At 45.8% G+C, this 19,442-nt stretch carries 8 protein-coding genes; all 8 read right to left on the minus strand.

All coding sequences use genetic code 11. The annotated features are described in order from the left end of the window. Positions 1-313: 313 nt before the first annotated feature. Positions 314-802 carry a P-loop NTPase family protein gene (locus tag AC58P7_RS10735; protein WP_497342581.1) on the minus strand — a complete coding sequence of 163 codons (489 nt, stop codon included), beginning with the start codon at positions 800-802 and terminating at the stop codon, positions 314-316. 82 nt (positions 803-884) lie between these two features. Continuing rightward, the gene (locus tag AC58P7_RS10740; protein ID WP_497342583.1) at positions 885-2,957 is read right to left on the minus strand and encodes a TniQ family protein; all 2,073 of its coding nucleotides are present in this window, start codon (positions 2,955-2,957) and stop codon (positions 885-887) included. 6 nt (positions 2,958-2,963) lie between these two features. Next, on the minus strand, positions 2,964-4,232 hold the full coding sequence (locus AC58P7_RS10745) for a glycoside hydrolase family 43 protein (protein ID WP_497342585.1): 1,269 nt from the start codon (positions 4,230-4,232) through the stop codon (positions 2,964-2,966). A gap of 73 nt (positions 4,233-4,305) precedes the next feature. Then, the gene (locus tag AC58P7_RS10750; protein ID WP_497342587.1) at positions 4,306-5,766 is read right to left on the minus strand and encodes a glycosyl hydrolase family 28 protein; all 1,461 of its coding nucleotides are present in this window, start codon (positions 5,764-5,766) and stop codon (positions 4,306-4,308) included. Positions 5,767-6,317: 551 nt separating this feature from the next. Beyond that, positions 6,318-9,533 carry an RICIN domain-containing protein gene (locus AC58P7_RS10755; protein ID WP_497342589.1) on the minus strand — a complete coding sequence of 1,072 codons (3,216 nt, stop codon included), beginning with the start codon at positions 9,531-9,533 and terminating at the stop codon, positions 6,318-6,320. Between the two features lie 280 nt (positions 9,534-9,813). Then, positions 9,814-15,861, minus strand: coding sequence for a galactose-binding domain-containing protein (locus tag AC58P7_RS10760; RefSeq protein ID WP_497342591.1), 6,048 nt, complete (start codon positions 15,859-15,861; stop codon positions 9,814-9,816). A gap of 9 nt (positions 15,862-15,870) precedes the next feature. Beyond that, positions 15,871-17,700: an alginate lyase family protein gene (locus AC58P7_RS10765; RefSeq protein ID WP_497342593.1), complete on the minus strand. Its 1,830-nt coding sequence runs from the start codon at positions 17,698-17,700 to the stop codon at positions 15,871-15,873. 172 nt (positions 17,701-17,872) lie between these two features. Beyond that, positions 17,873-19,426 (minus strand): extracellular solute-binding protein, encoded by a 1,554-nt coding sequence (locus AC58P7_RS10770; RefSeq protein WP_497342595.1) that lies wholly within the window; start codon positions 19,424-19,426, stop codon positions 17,873-17,875. Positions 19,427-19,442: the final 16 nt, after the last annotated feature.

A 19,442-nucleotide genomic window follows, 5' to 3' on the forward strand; every position in this document is an offset into this window, starting at 1 on the left:
CTTACAAGATAGCGTAAAACGTAAACGATTTAGACGAGACCCAGAAAAGTACCTAGAAAGCCTGGAAAACCTATGGGACGCACAGTGCGTTTGCTAATCTTGCCGTCGTAGAAAAAAAAAAAAATGATAATTGTAATTTGTTTTGTCGTTTTCTAAATACATAATCAAATGTATTTGTAATTTGATTTTGGCGCTTTCTGTATGATGATTTGTCGCTTAGCACAGTTATTGTACTTTGAAATGTCGCAAAATTATGATTTTCCCACAAAAAAACACGAATCCCCATTTAGGGATCCGTGTTTTTAATGCAAAACTAAGATGCTATCAAATTATATGTTATGCTTCTTCTGCGTATTGTATCGTGTTCTTCTAATACAGGCTGAAATGGATATGTACCTAAATACATGACCTTGATATTAAGTTCATCTATGAGCCACAACATTAACAAAAAGTGATTTTTTAATAATCTATATGATTGTAAAAGATTTTGAGAATCGTCAATCACTAAACATTTACAAGTTGATAGTTTAGATAATAATATATTCTTCAGATATGGTAAGGAGACATTATTTTTCAAGAATATCTCATCTCGTAATAATGAAGATATAAAGTGTTTTTCGTTATCAATATAAGGGGCATGCGTATACAAGATCAATGATTCCCCATTACTAATAGTATTAAATTCCTTTATTATTTGCTTAGCAAAAAACGTCTTTCCAATGCCGGTAACACCATCAACGAACATGAAAGATGAAGAACTATTAATAAACTTTTCAAAACCCTCTTTAAGATCAGTAAACATATGAATTATTTCCCCTCGCTAAATGAATTATTTAATATCCATTATTCCCCTTAATGTAGAATCCTAAACATTAAAGAGGCATCTAGATCAAATAATTATCAAGATCACTTTTTCTATACAAATAGCCAGAATTTTTTCCATTTAGAATATTTGGACTAACTACAGGTTCAATATTTAATAATTTTAGATCTAAAAGAACTCGCTTAGAGTTTGTATTCTTACATTTTATCAACGCTGCGAGAGTTATATAATTTTCAATGAATTTTTCAATTGATTTATTTGTTGTCTTTAATGCTTTGCTTGATAAATCCCTTTCAATAATGCCAACTTCGACCCAATGCTTAACAGATGCTATATTTTCACCTAAAATACTCGCTGCTTGTCTAATACTTAATATTGAACGCATCTCGACCTCGTACATCCAATTAATTATTTCATGTTTAAAAAAGCCGTAACGCTGTAACCCAAGATCAATATTTTGAATCACCTCAATTACTCTTATTTCTCTTTCTTTAATTTTATTTATAAAAGAACTTAATTTTATCCTTCTGAGACGAGATTCTTTTAATAATTCTGCAAATGTAAAAACATCAATCGTTTTATCAAAACCTTCCGTTATATTTTCTTGAAAAGAGTTTATAATGCAATCCAAACCCTTCTTTAAGAATTTCCACTCTTTTTTTCCAATAGAGTTAAAAATACACTCACCTTTAATTAAACCAGCCATAACTAATTCATCTACATAGCGATGGCTTAAACCAAGTGATTTTCTCACTACTTCTTTAGTTGTCCAGGCAATTTTTATATTATTGTAATCTTCTATACTTGATGTCTTAACTAAAATAGATTTTTTACTTTTCTTTAATATTATTACACCTTCTATCTCTTTCTCCTCGACTAGAAATAATACTTTTTTATATTCTACATTTAGTCTTCTACTAGCTTCGACTCCAGAAACAAAATACGAATTCACTTGACTGGAAATGCTTTTTAATAATGCTTTACCTAAAATCCCATCTTGCCAGTTCTCAAATAAAAAAAGCTCAAACTGCTCTCTAATAAACTCGTACTGATTACCAGATAAATTCTTATAAAGGTTATGATAGAAATTTCCATACCCACTAACAATACCTTTTGAATCAGTGCCTTTCTTAACATCTTTAATTTGTTTTAAAAATTCATAAAAACTTATTGGCCAATCTTTAAAAATGTTAAAAGTACGATTAAACACCTCATTCTTAATAATTGTATCCATCATATAAATTTTAATTTTATTTTCGTAACAATAGCTACTAACACAATAAGAAATACGTTCTATCAAATTAATAAGACTTAAAAAATCCATATCCCTAAACACTTCATTACATTCTATTTCAGAACAATTAACTAATTTATCATTTATTAATTTATCCATCTCAATATGCGGAGCCTGAATTATTTCATTTGCATGATATTTTTGGCCACATGAACACTTATTTATCAAGACATTGTATGGTGAAATCAATTCATTACACTTAGAACACTTATCTATCAATAATACTTTATGTAGATGACAACTTGTTATAATTTTCAAATCCCATATTTTCCTAAAATACTCACCCTCAGAAAAACATAAAGGGCATATTTGTGTATAATCACTATGGAATACAAATTGATTTAGATAAGTAATATCTGTCAGGGTTAATGAAGAATTTTTCAATTCATTTTTATAAGATAGATTTATTAACGTTGTTTCAGATACACGTAGTTGAGTTACAAGTTTACTTAATGGAATATCATTTAATAGCATAAATAGTTTTTCAGGATGTTTTCCCCTCATTAATCCTAAGTGTTTATATAGAAAGGTAGAAGAAGAGTATCTATATTTTGATGCAAGTCTTGTTACTAATCCTCGTAAACTCTCACCTACTCTTGGCCTTAAGCGAAAAGTCATAATATCACCTTTTTGAATAATATTAAAATAAATTACTTTAACTACTTTGTAGCCAAAACACCATTTATATATACGTAATATTACCGCGGTAGCCAAATTAGATGAAACGCGGTATATATTATCAAAATTATTGCTTTCCGCACCGCGTGCGCCTCCCAGCGCGCGGTGCTCGGTCACACGTCGGCGGTCAAACCTCGATACGATTTGAGGCAGTTCTTTCAACACCCTTTATTTAAACTTAATTAAAAATGGAAACAGGCGGTATAAGGACCCAATTAACGAGTTCCTATACCGCCCACTTCTAACAAATAACTTTAATTGCTCGTCATAATACAAAACAAGTCCGGCCATATTCATGAATGTCTGCGGCTCGAATTCGACGCACGTTTCCGCTTCGAAGCGGAAATGCTGCACACGCCGAGCAACAATGCTCTGCTTATGCCAGGAATGCAGCGATTCCCGTCCGCGCAAGCGAAGATAACCTTGTCGCTCCCGTAAGGAGAGCCAGCTTTCCTCCACTGGCGTCCGAAGCGTGCTGAAATGAATATCGAGCTCGTCGGCATCGAAATCATCGCGCTCCGGCGCTGCCGAAAACGGATGAGACACCAGTGGCGGCGCTTCGACCTCCAGCGACGGAAGCTTGCCGCCGCTCTCAAGTCTCGGCCAGCCGTCTTCCATCCATACGATCCGCTGGATGTAGGTTTCGCGTCCGAGCGGGTTGAGGCGCCTTCCGTCGGAAAGCTCGCGAACCGCCAGATGGGAGATGTACCAGTCTCCGTTCTGCGTTTGCACAAAAGCCGCATGACCCGCATTTTGCATCAGATGCTCGGGATTCTGCGCGGTCGTCATCAACGGGTTGCCCGGCATCGTTACGAACTGTCCCTCCAGACTGCGAGCGCGTGCGACGGTCACAGCGTGATTGCGGCCGGTGCCGCCTTCCGCCGTAATCAAGTAATACCAGCCGTCTTTCTTGAACATGCTCGGTCCTTCGGTGACGCCAATCTCTGTGCCTTTGAAGATCACCCGCTCCTCGCCGACTAGTCTTCTCTCCGCATGATCGTATTCCTGCATGATAATCCCGCTGAAACGCGGGCGGCCCGTACGGAAGTCCCAGCGCATTTGCATCAGCCATTTGCTGCCGTCATCGTCATGGAAGAAGGCTGGGTCGAAACCCTTGGCGTTCAAGTAAACGGGTTCGGACCACGGACCGCGAATATCGGAAGCCGTAATCAGGTAGTTGTGTGAATCCTTGAATACGCCTTTGCGGCTCACGACATTCGTATACAGCAGGAAGTAGGTGCCTTCGTGATAAGTCAGGTTAGGCGCCCAAATGCCGCCGGAGCTCGGTACGCCGACGAGATTAAGCTGCTTTCCGCTCGAAAGCGAATAGGTCAGCAACCGCCAAGTCACCAAATCGCGGGAATGGTAAATCGCCACTCCCGGAAACCACTCGAAGGTGGACGTTGCGATGTAATAATCGTCTCCAACCCGCAACATGTACGGATCCAGGTTGCACCCCGAAGCAGGGGATTCTTGATGATCTATCGTTCAGTCATTTCTGTTCCTCTCCTCACGATTCATTCTTTTGTGTTGTTATAAATCGGATATTATTCGTGAACGGGTTGATGTCGAAGTCGGAACTGTTCGTCCCGGTCGCAAGTTCTCCACCGATCCGCACGTTTTCAAAAGTAACCTCGTCAACGATACGTTCTGGATCGTAGCCGTAGATCCGGGATGGGTTGGGTGTTCCACCGGTATATTCAATATTGCGGAACAGGATATTTTCAATCCGGCCCCCGGGAATTGGATTATAGTCCGGATTCCACACTACGCGAATGTCAAATAATTGCCCTAACTCAAATGGCTCTATCCGGATTCCGTCAAAAGTTACATTCCGGACGATATTATTGTCGCCGGCATTAATAGCCATCGCCCCCCAATAATTCGGCTGGGGCTCGTGATGCTCGAGAATATCGATGTTCTCGAAGAGAATATTTTCGATCGTATCACCGCTGCCATGGTGATTGCCATGGATGCCGATCATGATGGGATGAGCTACGTCAGCCCATAACACAGCATTGCGCACTCGGATGTTGCGGCTATCGCCGCGATAATCCCACCGGCTTCCGTAAATGGCGATACAGTCATCGGAATTTCGCATGAAAATGCTGTCGATGTCGATATTAGAACTGGCCATCATATCGATGCCGTCCGACCATCCTCTGGTACTGAACGTTTTGAAGTTCCGGATGCTAACGTGATCCGAACCTCCGATATATATACTGTAATGCGGTACATCAACTGTCATAATTCCTTCAACAGAAACAAATTGGGAATTCATGATGCGGATACCGCGAAACGCCGATAATCGGTGGAAATCAGATAGGTAGATCATTCCCCTGCCGCTGATGGTGACGTTTTGCACGTTATCGCAAACCAAGGAACCGACCACTGCGGCTCCGCCGTCTATATATACCGTCTTGCCGGAGGGTATGCGGAAAATCGTTTCTTCAATATAATGCATGCCTGGGGCGAAATAGATGACATTAGGCTCATTCCAATCATTCTCAACGGAGCCTTGGGTCGCCGGGCGCAAAATATGCTCAATCCTGTGAATGCCTGGCTTCACGACAAGAACATCCGGGTCATCCATTCTGGGCGCATTCTCCTCTATCGGATTCGCGAACAGATGCAGATTGCGGAATCGGTCTCCGTTAACTTCGATCGAGAGCATGCGTGGTTGTTCGAGAATAAAGGAGATCGTGCCCCCTCTCTGTTCGAAAGGTATATCGAAGGAGAGCGGACGGATAGCAACCGATTGGATATTTGTAAAACGGCAAACAACTTCAATCTCGACAGATCCCTTCATATCAAAGTAAGCCATTGATGCTTGCCGGACGTTATGCATGTCCACCTTAACTTCATATACCGTTACATCAATCCACTCACCGTCAGGGATGCGGGCTCGAATCGAAAAATCATCACGTTTGGGAACATCCTGTAGTGTCGGGTAGGTTTTCAATCGTCTCATATAAGAACCTCTTTCTTATTATCTTTGTTTGGTCAAACATTCTCAGCTTATTTGCCTTTCTTGATAGAACACTTCCAGCCTTATCTTACGAGCCAAATAAAAGGCATAGTCTTTTGCGTCGTTAAAGTGTTGTCGTTAGTCCATCAGGTGGGTCTGTCCTTTATTAATGAGCAGGATGGAATATTCACCTTGCTTATCTTCTATGCGAACATGATCTTTCATGGTCCCCTCCTCCCATCACTTTCCTTTACGCGCCGCCGATTGGTTATGTCGGCGTCAATTCATCCATAGTTGATTGCAAAGAAATGAGGCTATCCCATTGGGTACTGGGACAGCCTCTTTCTTTCTTTACTGTTTGACCAAAGCCCACTGATGAATGTTAGTTCTTCATCATTCTCCATTCAATTATGAGTACAAGGTTCGGTAACGTAAACTTCAAATTTTCTATACGTCATTAATTACTGGAGATTATCAAACTTTAATTTTCATAAGTAACATCAAAAAGCTGTCGAGATTGATCCGATAATCAGCCTCACTGATATTTCCCCCTCTTAACGATGCAACTCAAGCTCCGCAACATTCGCAAATCCTGTTGTCGTATAATAACGGAAATATCGGAAAGCCGTATTGTTGGTTATCGTAGCCGTATACCATTGATAATTGGTGATACCGCTTATCGTATACAAATCGGCGAAGTTCGTTCCATCGCTCGAGCCTTGAAGGATTGCTCCGTTCATGCGCGAGGCATTCCCGCTTCTTGGGTAAAACTTGACGCTTCCGATGGCTTGCTGATTGTTTGGGCCAAAATCTACGAGGATCCAGCTCGGGTTGGATGTAGCATCGGTTGCAGTGCTCAGATCGCCATCGAACGCGCGCCATCCATTAGAACCCTTTGTGCCTGTGCCGGGATATTGATTCGTCGAGGCTGTAACCATGGAAGGCGCAATCTGGATTTTGTCCGTAGCGTCTGCAATCAGCGCCCATTGCTCATTGTTGCCGCCGCCATACGGCCACTGGACAATTTGCGCGCCGTCTGCCGTAGAGTTATTTGCGACGTTCATCCCTTTCCCGCTATGGCGGGCAATAATTTTAAAATACCCGTTGCCTACATCGATAAATTGCCATTGCTCGTTGTTTCCCCCACCATACGTCCATTGAATAATTTGCGCGCCGTCTGCTGTTGATCCTCCACTGACATCCATCGCTTTTCCGCTGTTCACGTTGCTGATTTCATAATAGCCGGTGCCAAGGTCGGTAATAATCCACTTCTGGCTGTTGCTTCCGCTATCAGTCTGTTGGACAACAGTTGCGCCGTCGGACAGCGAACCTCCGTTCACGCCCGCCAGCTTGCCGCTATGGCGCGCTACCAATTTATAGGTCCTGCCGCTTGCAATCTGTTGGTACACTTCGATTTCTGCAAGCACCATCCGGTAATTATTCGAATCGTTCGGATTCGTTCGCAGATTCGTGCCGGTTACTCGTATATATCGGGCAGGTACGGGCGCAAATGTAAACGCTTGCCCGCCGTTCACAAACGGATAATTCGTTTTCGTCATCACGGTCGTCCAGTTCGTTCCGTCTGCGGACACCTGGATGTTGAAATTAATCGGGAAGCCCATCCCTCCATTAATATCGTCATTTCGCGGGAATAGGGTCACTTGGCTGATCGTATTGCTCGCACCCAAATCTACCTGCACCCATTCCGTATGATTGGCCCCAAAGGAGCTGTTGCTGGCCCAGCCCAAGGCGCCGCTTACGGAGGCTTCCTGTCCGTCGGTGACTGACGTGCTGGACCAAGAGCAGCATTCTGTGGTACTGCTGGCTGTCACGGTTTTGTAAACGGCCAGATTCGTGCCTGCCGTCGTATTGCTCGCCGTATTGCTCTGCACCGATACCGTCCCGGCTGCATCATAAGCTTGCACAGTATAGCTATAGGCTGTTGCAGGAAAAAGTCCGGTGTCGGTATAGGAATTTGTATAGGCCGTTCCTACCTGGGTGCCGTTTCGGTAAATCTTGTAGCCGATCACACCCTCATTGTCCGTGGATTTCGTCCAATTAAGCATCATCTGGGTATTATTGATTACGCTAGCCGCCAAATTCGACGCTGTCGTCGGAGTATCGGTTGAGGTGATCGCCGCTCTTTGCGGCAAAATATCAAACCGCTGGCTATCCGAACTGATTCCTGACGCTGTAGCCGCTATTTGGCTAGTGCTATCCGTATTCAAGTACAAGTTATTCACATTGGACTTGAAACCATTTAGCACTGCAGTGAACTGCTGAGCCGTGCCTCTCGTGGCGCTGTCGGCAATGAGATAGGCCGAGCCGCCGTTGTTTGCGGACGCGTACTTGTTATTAATCAACGACTTGAACGAATACGTTTTATTTCCCTGATACTCCATCGCAAACGTTTCCTGTGTGCCAATGTTGTAAGAACCGTCCGCATTGAAGCGGTTTACATTGGCAATTAACGGATTGGCCCCCCCATTGGCTGCGGTCACGACATAGCTGTTCAGACTCACAGGGCTGATCGCCACGTTTGGAATAAGCGGAGCGGTTCGTGTGTCCTGCGCGTTCAGAAGCCCTCCGTACGAGGGATGATCGGAAACGAAGCCTTCCAGCTTTAGGGTATTGATGACTTGCTTGGTAAACGGCATCGATGTATCGGCGAGACCCACTCTATTATGGTAAAGATTATAAATCTGCTCATACATCGGTCTGAATTGCCCTCTGGTTTGCGAGGAAATTTGCGTATAAGCAGCTGTCCCATCTGCGCTCAGCGCTCTTACGAAAGGTACGGGATAACCTAAATTATATTTGGCCGTGTATTCCGCTCCCTTCAACAGCGCATATGTGCTGTTGGGATAGGAAACCATGTCGGCGCCATTGGCGTTCACCGAAGCTTGGTTCAAGCCTACTTCGGCAGCATCGGCAAGCATACCGACAGCCAATTGATTGTGAGCCTGATCACGTCCGGCTTCTTGCGTTTGCCCGTCGTCCGACTGAATGAAATGAGAGATGGAACCGTTTCCTGCGCCGGTTTTGTAATAGTTTACCGCAGCATTATAGGATGTATCGTCGTTGTTCCAAACCCCGTAACAAATATTAAAAAGAATGAGCAGCGCATCTACCGCACCGTTTCTGTTCAGTGACGCGAAATTTTGGGTAATGGGATAAAAGACGTTCGTCATCATCGTTGAGAATTTGTTAATATCGGATTGCTGCCATCCGGCATTCGTATAGCGGATGATTTCAGCCGCATTTAAAAATTTGTAGCCGTACAAGCCGGTAGCAATAATCGCATCGCTGCCTTGAATGGAGGTCAACGTATTCGACCAGCCGTTCAAGATCGCTATAGCCTCGTTGGCATAAGATTGATTGCCGGTAATGTACCATTCCAATGCGTTCAAGTAGGCTGCTGAGCCGCTGTCCATCAATTCCTGATTCCCGACTTGGCCATTAGGACAGCTATCGCTGCTTCCCCTGCACACAGTGCTGTAGTAGGTCGTAGAAAACGTAGAAGAGGCAAGGCTGTTGTCCTGTAGCAGATGCCATTCATCGATCCACGGCGAAGACCCGGCGGCCACTTTCGTTTTCATGCGATCCAGATCGCTTTGGGTATGAAGCATGCCCGGATGCACATAAGTGGTTGCGGCGTGAACGGAAGCAGGACGCGAACTTATCGGCAAGGTAGAGAAAATCATTGTAAATAACAATATCCATATGAGGTGAAATGGCAACCTGTATAAGTTATGAGCACGTTTCAACATAATGGATTCCTCCTAAAATAGAATTTGTGGATAAAGTTTCTCTGAGTCACATCCTCCTGTTAAACGTCGTTTGCGGCTTTTACTGATTTCCATCATATTCCTGAGTCATCGATACTTTTGGCATATTTCACCTCCCTCGCTGTCTATCCTACTATTGGGAATTAGTGATTGATATCGAGAATCTTACTGTTTTTATAGGGAGGAGGGCGCTAAGGCCATCCTCCCGTAACATGATTATGCTTAATGATTTCCTGACTGATCCTGATTCCTAGATTGATTGTTATTGCCCATTACCAGATTGATCATGAGGCACGGTCACAGTTACGGAAGCAACCGTTTTGTTGCCCGCCTTGTCAGTTGCCGTGTAGGTGATCGTATAGATGCGCGATTTCTCAGCACGCAGACTAAACGAAGTGGCGGCAGTGCCGAAAGCTGCCTGAATATCGCCTTGACCGCTGTCCGGTTTATTGCTCGTGATGGACGTTAACACCACGGATTCAACGCCCGATGCAGCATCACTCGTATTCAGCGTGGCATTGACCGTCACCATTTTATGATCTGCCGGCCAAATCGACGTTTTATCTAATTGGACGGTTAATGATGGCGCCGTCTTGTCAACCTTAAACTCGACGGTTTTGAGTTGTTCGACATTGCCTGCTTGATCCTTGCTGCGGTAACCGAACTTATAAGTTCCTTCACCGAAGGCTGGAATGGAACCGGTGAGGGTGATCCAAGCACCGTCATTCACTTGGTATTCGGTTGTCACAGCTCCTCCGTATACATTCGCGCTTACGGATAAGCTTACCGTAACATCCGTCGTGTACCAGCTGTTCTTGCCGTTAGGCGCAGCCGGACTTAACGTTGCGGCTGTTACAGGGGCAATTTTATAAATGTTGCTGACTGTAATGCTAGTTACATTGGAGACGTTGCCTACGTCATCTGTTCCTCTTGCATAGACGGTGTCATTATCGGAAACAACGACTGGGGCGATGTATGCTGTCCATGTGCCGCTGTCACCCACTTTGTATTCCTTCACCGCTGCATCAGCCGGATAGCTGACTGTTACGGCGACTCCTTGATTGGTCGGATCTGTCGTATCGACAGCCAAGGTTGCATCGGCAGGCGCGATATGATCGATATTGCTGACCGTGTAGCTCGTCACATTCGACACGTTGCCTACAGCATCCGTTCCTCTTGCATACACCGTATCATTAGAGTCAATGACTACCGGAGCGTTGTAAGCTGTCCACGTGCCATTATCGCCTACTTTGTACTCAATCACAGCAGCATCTGCCGGATAGGTGATCGTCACCTTAACGTTGCCGTTCGTCGGAGTCGTAATGTCAGCCGACAGTGCAGCGTCCGCTGGCGGAATCATATCGATAAGGCTTGTGACAACATGAACCTCATTTGATACATTCCCTGCAGCATCCTTTCCTCTTGCGTATACCGTTTCACTATCGCCAACAACGATCGGAGCAGAATAAGCAGTCCAGTCGCCGTTTGCGCCCACTTTGTACTCATTCACCACAGAGTCGGCAGGATAGATGATTGTGACGGCAATATGAGTATTGTCCTGCGTATTTACCATAGCGAAGCTCATATCTGCCGGCGCTGTTCTATCCATATTTACAGCCGCCGTCGTCTGCACGGCTCCGGTAGTTCCGGCGCTGTTCTTGGATCGGTAACTGACGGTATAAATGCCGTCCTGATCCAATACAATTGGCGCCGTATAGGTATGCCATGTAGTCTCGTTGTTCAACTTGTATTCCGCACTGCTTAAAGTCGAAAGCGTGACGGTAACCGGTAGTGTATACCAACCGTTCAATCCGTTCGGCACAGCAGGGTCTACGGATGCCGAAATCAGATAGATCAAGCCATTCAGTGCTGTCTTCAGGTTCGACGATGCAGAATCCATATCCGCCTGAGTGGCATTTACATTGTTCAATACAGCTTGACCCGCCGTTACTGCTGTCTGAAGCGCTGCATAGCTGTCCGCCGTGTACTGGCTAGCTGACAGACTCGTTGATTTGTTCAGCAGAAGCGTAAGCAGCGTATTATCTTTCACAGGCTGATAAAGTTGGATTTCCGCAACGTTTGCAAATCCGTTTGGCGTATAGTAGCGGAAATAACGGAACGGCGTAGTGTTAGTTACCGCAACCGTGTACCACTGATAAACGCTGAGGCTGCCTACTTTATACAGATCAACAAAGTTCGTTCCATCGTTGGAGCCTTGGAAGATCGCCCCGTTCATCCTGCCTATATTGCCGCTTCTAGGATAGAACTTGATGGTACCAATCACTTGCTTATTGTTTGCGCCAAAGTCTGCCAGCACCCAGGCTGATGCGGATAACGCATCGGGCGATGTTGTTAAATCGCCATCGAACGCGCGCCACCCGTTCTGCTGCGTTGTGCCTGTGCCAGGCCACTGATTCGTCGATGCATTGACCATCGATTGCGTCACTGTGATTTGGCTCGACGTAAGTGTGCTTGTGGAAGCCAGCAACCCTTCCGCTTGCGTAAGATCGGCAGCAAGCTGCGTCATATTGGCACCCGTTTGCTGCATCTTCGCTTCAATCGTGGCAACCGTGTCCAAGTAAGTGTAATAGCTGCCTTGCGTGTAGCCTGCAGGCGGAATGACGTACAGCTTGACCTGAATGTTCAGCGTCTGGCTAACCGAGAAGCTGCCGTTGCTGACCGTAAACGTGACAGGGTGGCTGCCGTAATCCGCTTGCCCCGGTGTCCAAGTCAAAGTGCCCTTCGCCGTGTCAAATGTCGCGCCTGCCGGCAAATTCGCTGCACTGTACGAAAGTGTTGCGCCCGACGGATCGGATGCGCTCACCTGGTAGCTGAACGCCTGCTTTGCCGTCGTTGTGACAGTCGTGTCAGCAGCAATGGTCGGCAAACCTTTTACCGTAATCTTCACCTTGCGCTCGGAAGTAAGACCGCCTGCTGTAGCGTTCAAGGTGACTGTATACACGCCGCCTTGTTCTTTCACCGGCGTCCAGTCGAACGATTGCGCAGCTGCGTTAAACGTAGCGCCTTCCGGTAAGCCCGTTGCTCCATAAGTAACGCCGGAAACGCCGTTCGACACTTGCGCTGTAAAGTGAACCTTGTCGCCTGCGATGATGTTCTGGTCGGCGACAGGAGCCATGACCGGCAAGCCCGGTACATATACCAATCCATTTAGCGCCGACAGCAAGCTGCTCGCAGCCGCGTCAATTGTTGTTTGAGTTGCGTTAGTGTCGGCAGCGACAGATTTCGCATTCGTTACCGCTGACGGGAACGGCGTATAGCTGTCTGCAGTGTAATATTTTGCAACAACTGCATCCGCTTGAGCCAGCAAGTACGTAAGCAGCGTTTTGTCTTTTGAAACTTGATAAAGCTGAAGTTCCGCCACATTTGCATTTCCTGTAGCCGTGTAATAGCGGAAATAACGGAAAGCTGTGCTGTTGTTAATGGCAGCCGTATACCACTGCGCTGTGTTGATGTTGTTGATCGTATACAGATTAACAAAGTTCGTTCCATCATTGGAGCCTTGCAGAATCGCTCCGTTCATGCGCTGGATTTGAGTCGCATCCCCGCTTCGCGGATAAAATTTAACGCTGCCAATGACTTTTGGATTACCTGCTCCAAAGTCAACAAGTATCCAGCTTGGGTTCGATGTCGTATCGGGCGATGTGCTTATATCGCCATCGAATGCACGCCATCCATTCTGCTGCGTTGTGCCTGTTCCAGGCCACAGATTTGACGAGGCATTCACCATCGACTGCGTAACGGCGATTTGATTCGCTGTAAGCGTACTTGTAGACACCAGCAGCGATCGAGCCTGAATGAGTTGGGAGAGAAGAACCATTTTGTCAGCTCCCGGCTCGGCCAACGCCGCTTTGATCCGGTTTACTTCCTGCTGGTATAGATAGTAGCTCAGATTCGTATAGCCGTCCGGCGCAACGACTTTCGAATTTACATCAAAGTTAAAATCGCCATAAAACTCAACTTCCGCTACGTTGCCGAACCATGTGATGCTGTTGTAGATTTTCAAATAGCGGTAATACTGATTATTCATAATTTTATCAAGCCTGATATCGGTCCAAGTCCCCTCGGCCGCTCCAATAACAGGCTGAGTAAGATTCGTCCAAGTTGCATTGTCGTTGGAGCCCAGGATAACGAGACCATTCATTCTGGCACTATTCCCTGTCCTTGGCATCAGCTTAATTTCGTTCAGCTTAAGCGAATTGCCTGCTCCAAAATCAACAATGTAATAGGAACCTGGGCCGGTATTCAAGTCTCCGGCTGTGGTCGTGTCGCCGTCAAACAATAAATATCCTACCTGATCCGCCGACAAGCCGGTGCCAGGCCATTGTTTATCCGAGGCGGTAACGGTGGTTGCCAGTGATTTGACATCAATTTTGGGTGCGGTTGACTTACCCGTTGCCAAAGTTGTGATACTGCCTGTATCTGCTGTCGTGCCGTCAGCCAGCTTCGTTACCGTAAATACTACGTTCACTAACGAATCAAAGTCAGGAGTTGTAATCTTTCCGTCTGTGCCAATAATTCCTGCTGGCGATGCGGATTTGATCGCGATGGAATAGCCATCAGGAACATTCGGCATCGTAATGCTTGTCGCAGCTCTTGCAGGTGTCGGAATGCTCGTGATTTTGGATGCGAGCGTTGCAGCCGATGCTTGATAATCGCCATAGAATTCAACTTCCGCTACGTTGCCGCTCCAAGAAGCGGTATTAAACAATCTCACATAACGGTATGTATTGTGATCAAGCAATTCAGCAGATTTGAAAAAGGTCCATACGCCGGATACCGTTCCTTTCACACCTGAAGTTAGATCAGTCCAGTTGACATTATCGTTCGAGCCTTGAACGACAAGCCCGTTCATTCTTCCGCTCGCCGTTGATCTTGGCATGAGCGCAATATCGCTCAAACTCACCGTTGCGCCTGCTCCGAAGTCGATCGTGTAATACGAACCCGAAGCGGTATTCAAGTCGCCGTAAGTAGACGTGTTGCCATCAAACAGCAAATATCCTACCTGATCCGCCGACAAGCCGTTGCCAGGCCACTGTTTATCCGAAGCTGTAACGGTTGCCAACATGGGAACATTTACAAATTTGGTGCGGTCTACAAGGAACAACATGGAGTTGTCAGTCGTCGAATACGCGGTTTCTCCATTCGTTCCGTCATTCTTTTGATAGTCAATCGCAAATTTAATTTTGCCGATTGACACGTTGCTGGCCATCGTTGCAACGGCCGTCCAGTTGATGTTGTCTGTCGTACTAACTGCAGCATTTACACCTTGAATGCTGACCTTGACATTTTGAATAGGTTCTTTTGCCTTGATCGTTACTTTGGCCGTATCGCCGATCGTAATCTTGCTGCTAACGCTTTGATCTGAACCGATCGATACAGAGTCAATTTTATTGCCAATTTCATAGCGCTGGCCATAGATTCTAAACTCGGTCATCTCAAACAACTTTTGAATAAGATTATGGATTATATCAGGCTGTAGCTGAACCATTTGTACTTTGATAAATCGGAATTTGGCATTCTTGTACGCATCGTCCACTTGCAGTGTTTGGAAGCTTTGGGTGAATGCTGCAAGCTGAGGCGTCAACTGCGTCCAATTGTCCCCGTCATTGGAGCCAAATACCGCAGATCCCGCCAGACGGTCAGCAAAAATATTACTTTGAAGACCGAAAGCTGTGGCCGAAACTTTATATTCGGGACCAAAATCGAAGATATGGAACAAATCAGGGAATACCGCCTGCACGTACGAAGTACCTGTCGTATTATCGCCATCGACGAGATTGACGATATTGGTACCAGTCGTTGACGATGTGACAATATCGTGATAATCGAGGCTCCCGTCAAGTTTTAACACAGGTGTTACCAACTTAAGACTTTCGGCTGCCGTCCTTAAGGTTTGCAATTGCCCAGTGAAAGCGTTATCATTCGCAACATTCATTTGACTCCGTGTGTCATTATAAACGGCTTGGTACTTACTAAGCGATGCTGTCGTATAAATGGCGTTTGGATCATATACCGCTATCGCTGCTTGCATAGCAGAAGCACGGTCATTGGTGATGACAATATGGACATTCTTGGCTGTAGCAGTTGTGCCGTCAGAAGCCGAAACCGTAAAAGAATACGTGCCCGCTTGCGCCGGTTGCCAGGAAAATGCACCGGTAGTCGCATTCAGTACAGCGCCTTGCGGCAAAGCTGTGCTTGTATAAGCAACTACCTCTGTGCTATTTGAATCCGTAGCGGACAAATCAATGCTGATTGGCGCCCCGACATAGGAAAAGATATTCGCATCCACATTACCTGATTAATATGCCGGAGGCGTCAATTGCGTTCCAGCAGCGACATTCAGATGGTCAATGTCAACCGTAGTGCCAGATGGTCCTTTCACACTCAAATAAACCATATCGCCCAAACTTTGGAGATTGCCCATCGTATAGGTTACATAGACCCACTGCCCCTTCGTATCGGGCAACGTCAATGTGTCGTTTATTCCCGGGTTCATTTCCAATTTGGCTGCGCCATTGGTCCGAACCTTGAATCCAATCGTCTTATTGTTCGTGGACGCAGAAGGAACAGCAATTTTGCTTCCCGTGTCCGTTGCATTGAACCTGACAAAAGAAGTAGATCCTTCTAGCATAGCAGACGTATTATTGTCTAACGTGGTGTAGCGATCTTCGATTTCGATCAACGAACCGCTTGCTTCGGGCTTAGGAAGAAGGTTCGCCCCGTCAACCTCTGCCGCCTGCGGCAAATACAGCCAGAAGTCTCCGCCGCCATCTGCACCATCCCAGTTCATATTGAGGTTTCCTTGGTAGTAGAAATTGGATGGGAGCTTCTTTGTGAAAGCTTCATAATAATGTGGAGCCTTCTCAGCTACATTAACCCCTTTGACATATGTGTAGTAGTAATAAAGGTCCCAGAAATTAGCAGTATTAAATCTTCCTCTGTAACCGGTTGCAAACTGATTGTAGGTGTCCTTAATCGTACCATCGGGAGCTATGGAATACGCCACTGGCGTCCACGGCGTGTCATAGCCGAGCATATACTGCCAGAAATAATCGGCGGCCGCTAAAATCCGATCATTCAAAAACTCATACGGCCCTACAGCATCGCTATTCGTAGATACAGTTCCTTCCACTGGATCTACCTTGGTGCCTTGGGCAAGCAGCATCCGCGATGTGATGGCTGCATTCGTCAAGTCGCCGCTGCCATGCGCTTGGTCGCGTCCCATCTCCACATGCTGAACATGCGGCGTGACAGATTCGCCTGTCACTGCATTCGTATCAACCAATCGGAACAATTGCTTAATTGAACCGTTGAAGCCTTGATCAATGGCCGTCTTATTAACAGTCCACCACTCGACAGCTTCGTTATATCTATCTCTGTTATCGGTAAAGATATAACCCGCCATAGCACCCAATATCGGATAGTTATGCTGGTTCATGAAATGGTTGTTATCATGCATGAAGGTTTCTATTACCGGCGTAATCAGGTTGTTCGTAAAATTCGTCGTATCTTGAGCCGTCCACTGCAAAGATGCAGTTTGGTAGCTCGTATATCTCAAGATTTCTGCCGCCGTTACCATCCGGTTGAGCGGAATGCCCGTATGAATATGCGAATCCGTAAAATATACATACTTCGCAGGATCCATCTGAGACCAAATGCGGATAATTTGCATCGCATTTGCCCGATAAACCTCATCGCCTGTTATATAGTACATAAGCGCCTGTGTATACGCTTTCAAACCATCAGCTATAAATTTTGAATTAAAGCCCTGGCTGTCAAATGCGTCGATGGCCGGCTTCGTCTGATCCGTAGAACTCTGATTGCTAGATGTAACCGTTTTCGAAGCTGCTGAAGATACAGTCATTGCTTGATAATAGGAATACCAGGGTTCTTTCCCAGCTAACACCTCCGCTCTCATCGTTTCAAGCGTGGCCTTGGTCAAACCCACACCCGGGTGGGTAAAGCCATTGGTAATCGTGTCATAAATTTCAACCGTATAGCCTGTGCCTATAGTAGTAGCCGAAACCGCGCAAATTGGAATCAGCGACGTAATCATACTCGCTACTGCCACCACCGTCAGCAATCGTCTCCACAGATTTCCGAAATAAAGTGCAGTTTTACGTATCATGTGTTCCTCCTCCTCCTCGCATGCTAATTTGGATTGCTCGAAATGGTTTCCAAAAGTTCATCATATATCGAACCTACAACCCCCACTCTCGTAATATTAAAATGGTGATGAGGCTGATCCAGAGCGCATGGTCCAGATCAGCCTCTACCACGTCGATCTACTTATTTGTTAATTACTTGTTTGATTTAGCGAATTCATCAACTTGCTTCTGAATCTCGGCAAGAATCTTGTCAAGACCTGCGTCTTTTTGTTTCTGGATGTACTCATTGATTGCCGCATCGACATCGCCTTTCACGATACCGGACAAAAGCAGCTTGCCTTGCTCGTCAGTAATTTGTTGTCTCTTCGACAGTTCCGTCTTGATTACGTCTGGTGAAGGTGTGAAGCCTGTGATTGGAGACAACACAATATTCGGGCGAGTTACAAATTCCTTCTCTTTTTTGACCGCTTCTACATCTCTCGTAGCTGTCGCTCTAGTGAACGCATCTCTGTAAAAGCCCCAGTTGTTCCAGTTTTGCCACAGCGGCTTCGCCGGATCTTCGCCTGGAGCAAATCCAACAACACCATTCGCATCCAGCGTATACGTTTTATCCTTAATGCCGTAGAAGAACAGATCATAGATGTCCTTATCGGTCGTAAGCATGTTCATGAACATGAGCATTCTTTCCGGATTTGCGGCATTTTTGTTGATCGCCATCGCATTGTTCATTTGCGAGTCTCTCGCGAACTTTTTGCTCGGATATACTTCTACACCCGCTTTAACTGCCGATTTGTCCGTAAAGTTCGTTTTCTCGTACAGACTTTCATAGATAGCTTTGCCGGAAAAGACTTTGCCGGTTTCAAACGGCTTGTTCTCTTTGTCCGCGAGCGCATTTTTGGAGATTACGCCGTTGTCATACCATTTTTTCGCAAGCGTTACTGCTTCCTTGAACATCGGGGTTTGCTCCAAAGGAACTACCTTTTTGTTCGGGTCATTCAGATCCATGTAAAGCGTGTTGAAGCCCATATCCCACATTTCATACTTAGCGTTAAGGAGAGGAACGATATCTCCGGCTGCTCCGCGCATAGCCATATCAAACACCGTCATGCCAGGGTTGCCTTTGGCGATGGCCGTCAAGAACGTGTCAATGCCTTCAATCGTCGTCAAGTCCCCAGGCTGTACGTTCAATTTGTCTGCAATATCTTTACGGTAACTGAACACAGGCTTCGATGTCTTAATTCTCGTCCACGGAACTGCTACGATCTGACCTTTAACGGTAGCCGAAGAAAGCATGTTGTTGTCCTTGTAGAACTTGTAAATATCCGGCGCATACTTCGGCATCAGGTCGTTTAGACCAAGGAAAGCGCCTTTATTCACCATGTCGGCATATCCAAACCAGTCAGCTGTAAAGGCTGCATCATAATTGTCTCCGGATGCTGACATCAACGTCAGCTTGGTTTTGTAGTCGGAGAACGGTACGAAGTTAAGTTCAAACTTGGCGTTCAGCTTGTCCTTCGTTTTCTCGTAAAGCGCGTTCAGCACTTCTGCTTTTGCCGGGCGGTCATCGCCAGGCACGAAAATTTTCAGTGTGACTTCTTTGAGCGGCTCTTTCTTTGCATCTGTTGCCGCTGGTTTGCTGCTTTCTTCGACTTTAGGCTTGTCAGTGCTTTTACCGCACGCTGCCAGCATAGAGCCAAGCATCAGCACAGATACGCCAACTGCAATGTTTTTTTGTAGCTTTTTCATCTTGTTGTTTCCTCCC

It is taken from the genome of Paenibacillus sp. J22FR5 (genome assembly GCF_059691975.1).

Coding starts and splice junctions, on each gene's coding strand:
- AC58P7_RS10770 (WP_497342595.1), bottom strand. CDS start 19,426: ATGAAAAAGCTACAAAAAAACATTGCAGTTGGCGTATCTGTGCTGATG.
- AC58P7_RS10745 (WP_497342585.1), bottom strand. CDS start 4,232: ATGTTGCGGGTTGGAGACGATTATTACATCGCAACGTCCACCTTCGAG.
- AC58P7_RS10765 (WP_497342593.1), bottom strand. CDS start 17,700: ATGATACGTAAAACTGCACTTTATTTCGGAAATCTGTGGAGACGATTG.
- AC58P7_RS10735 (WP_497342581.1), bottom strand. CDS start 802: ATGTTTACTGATCTTAAAGAGGGTTTTGAAAAGTTTATTAATAGTTCT.
- AC58P7_RS10755 (WP_497342589.1), bottom strand. CDS start 9,533: ATGTTGAAACGTGCTCATAACTTATACAGGTTGCCATTTCACCTCATA.
- AC58P7_RS10750 (WP_497342587.1), bottom strand. CDS start 5,766: ATGAGACGATTGAAAACCTACCCGACACTACAGGATGTTCCCAAACGT.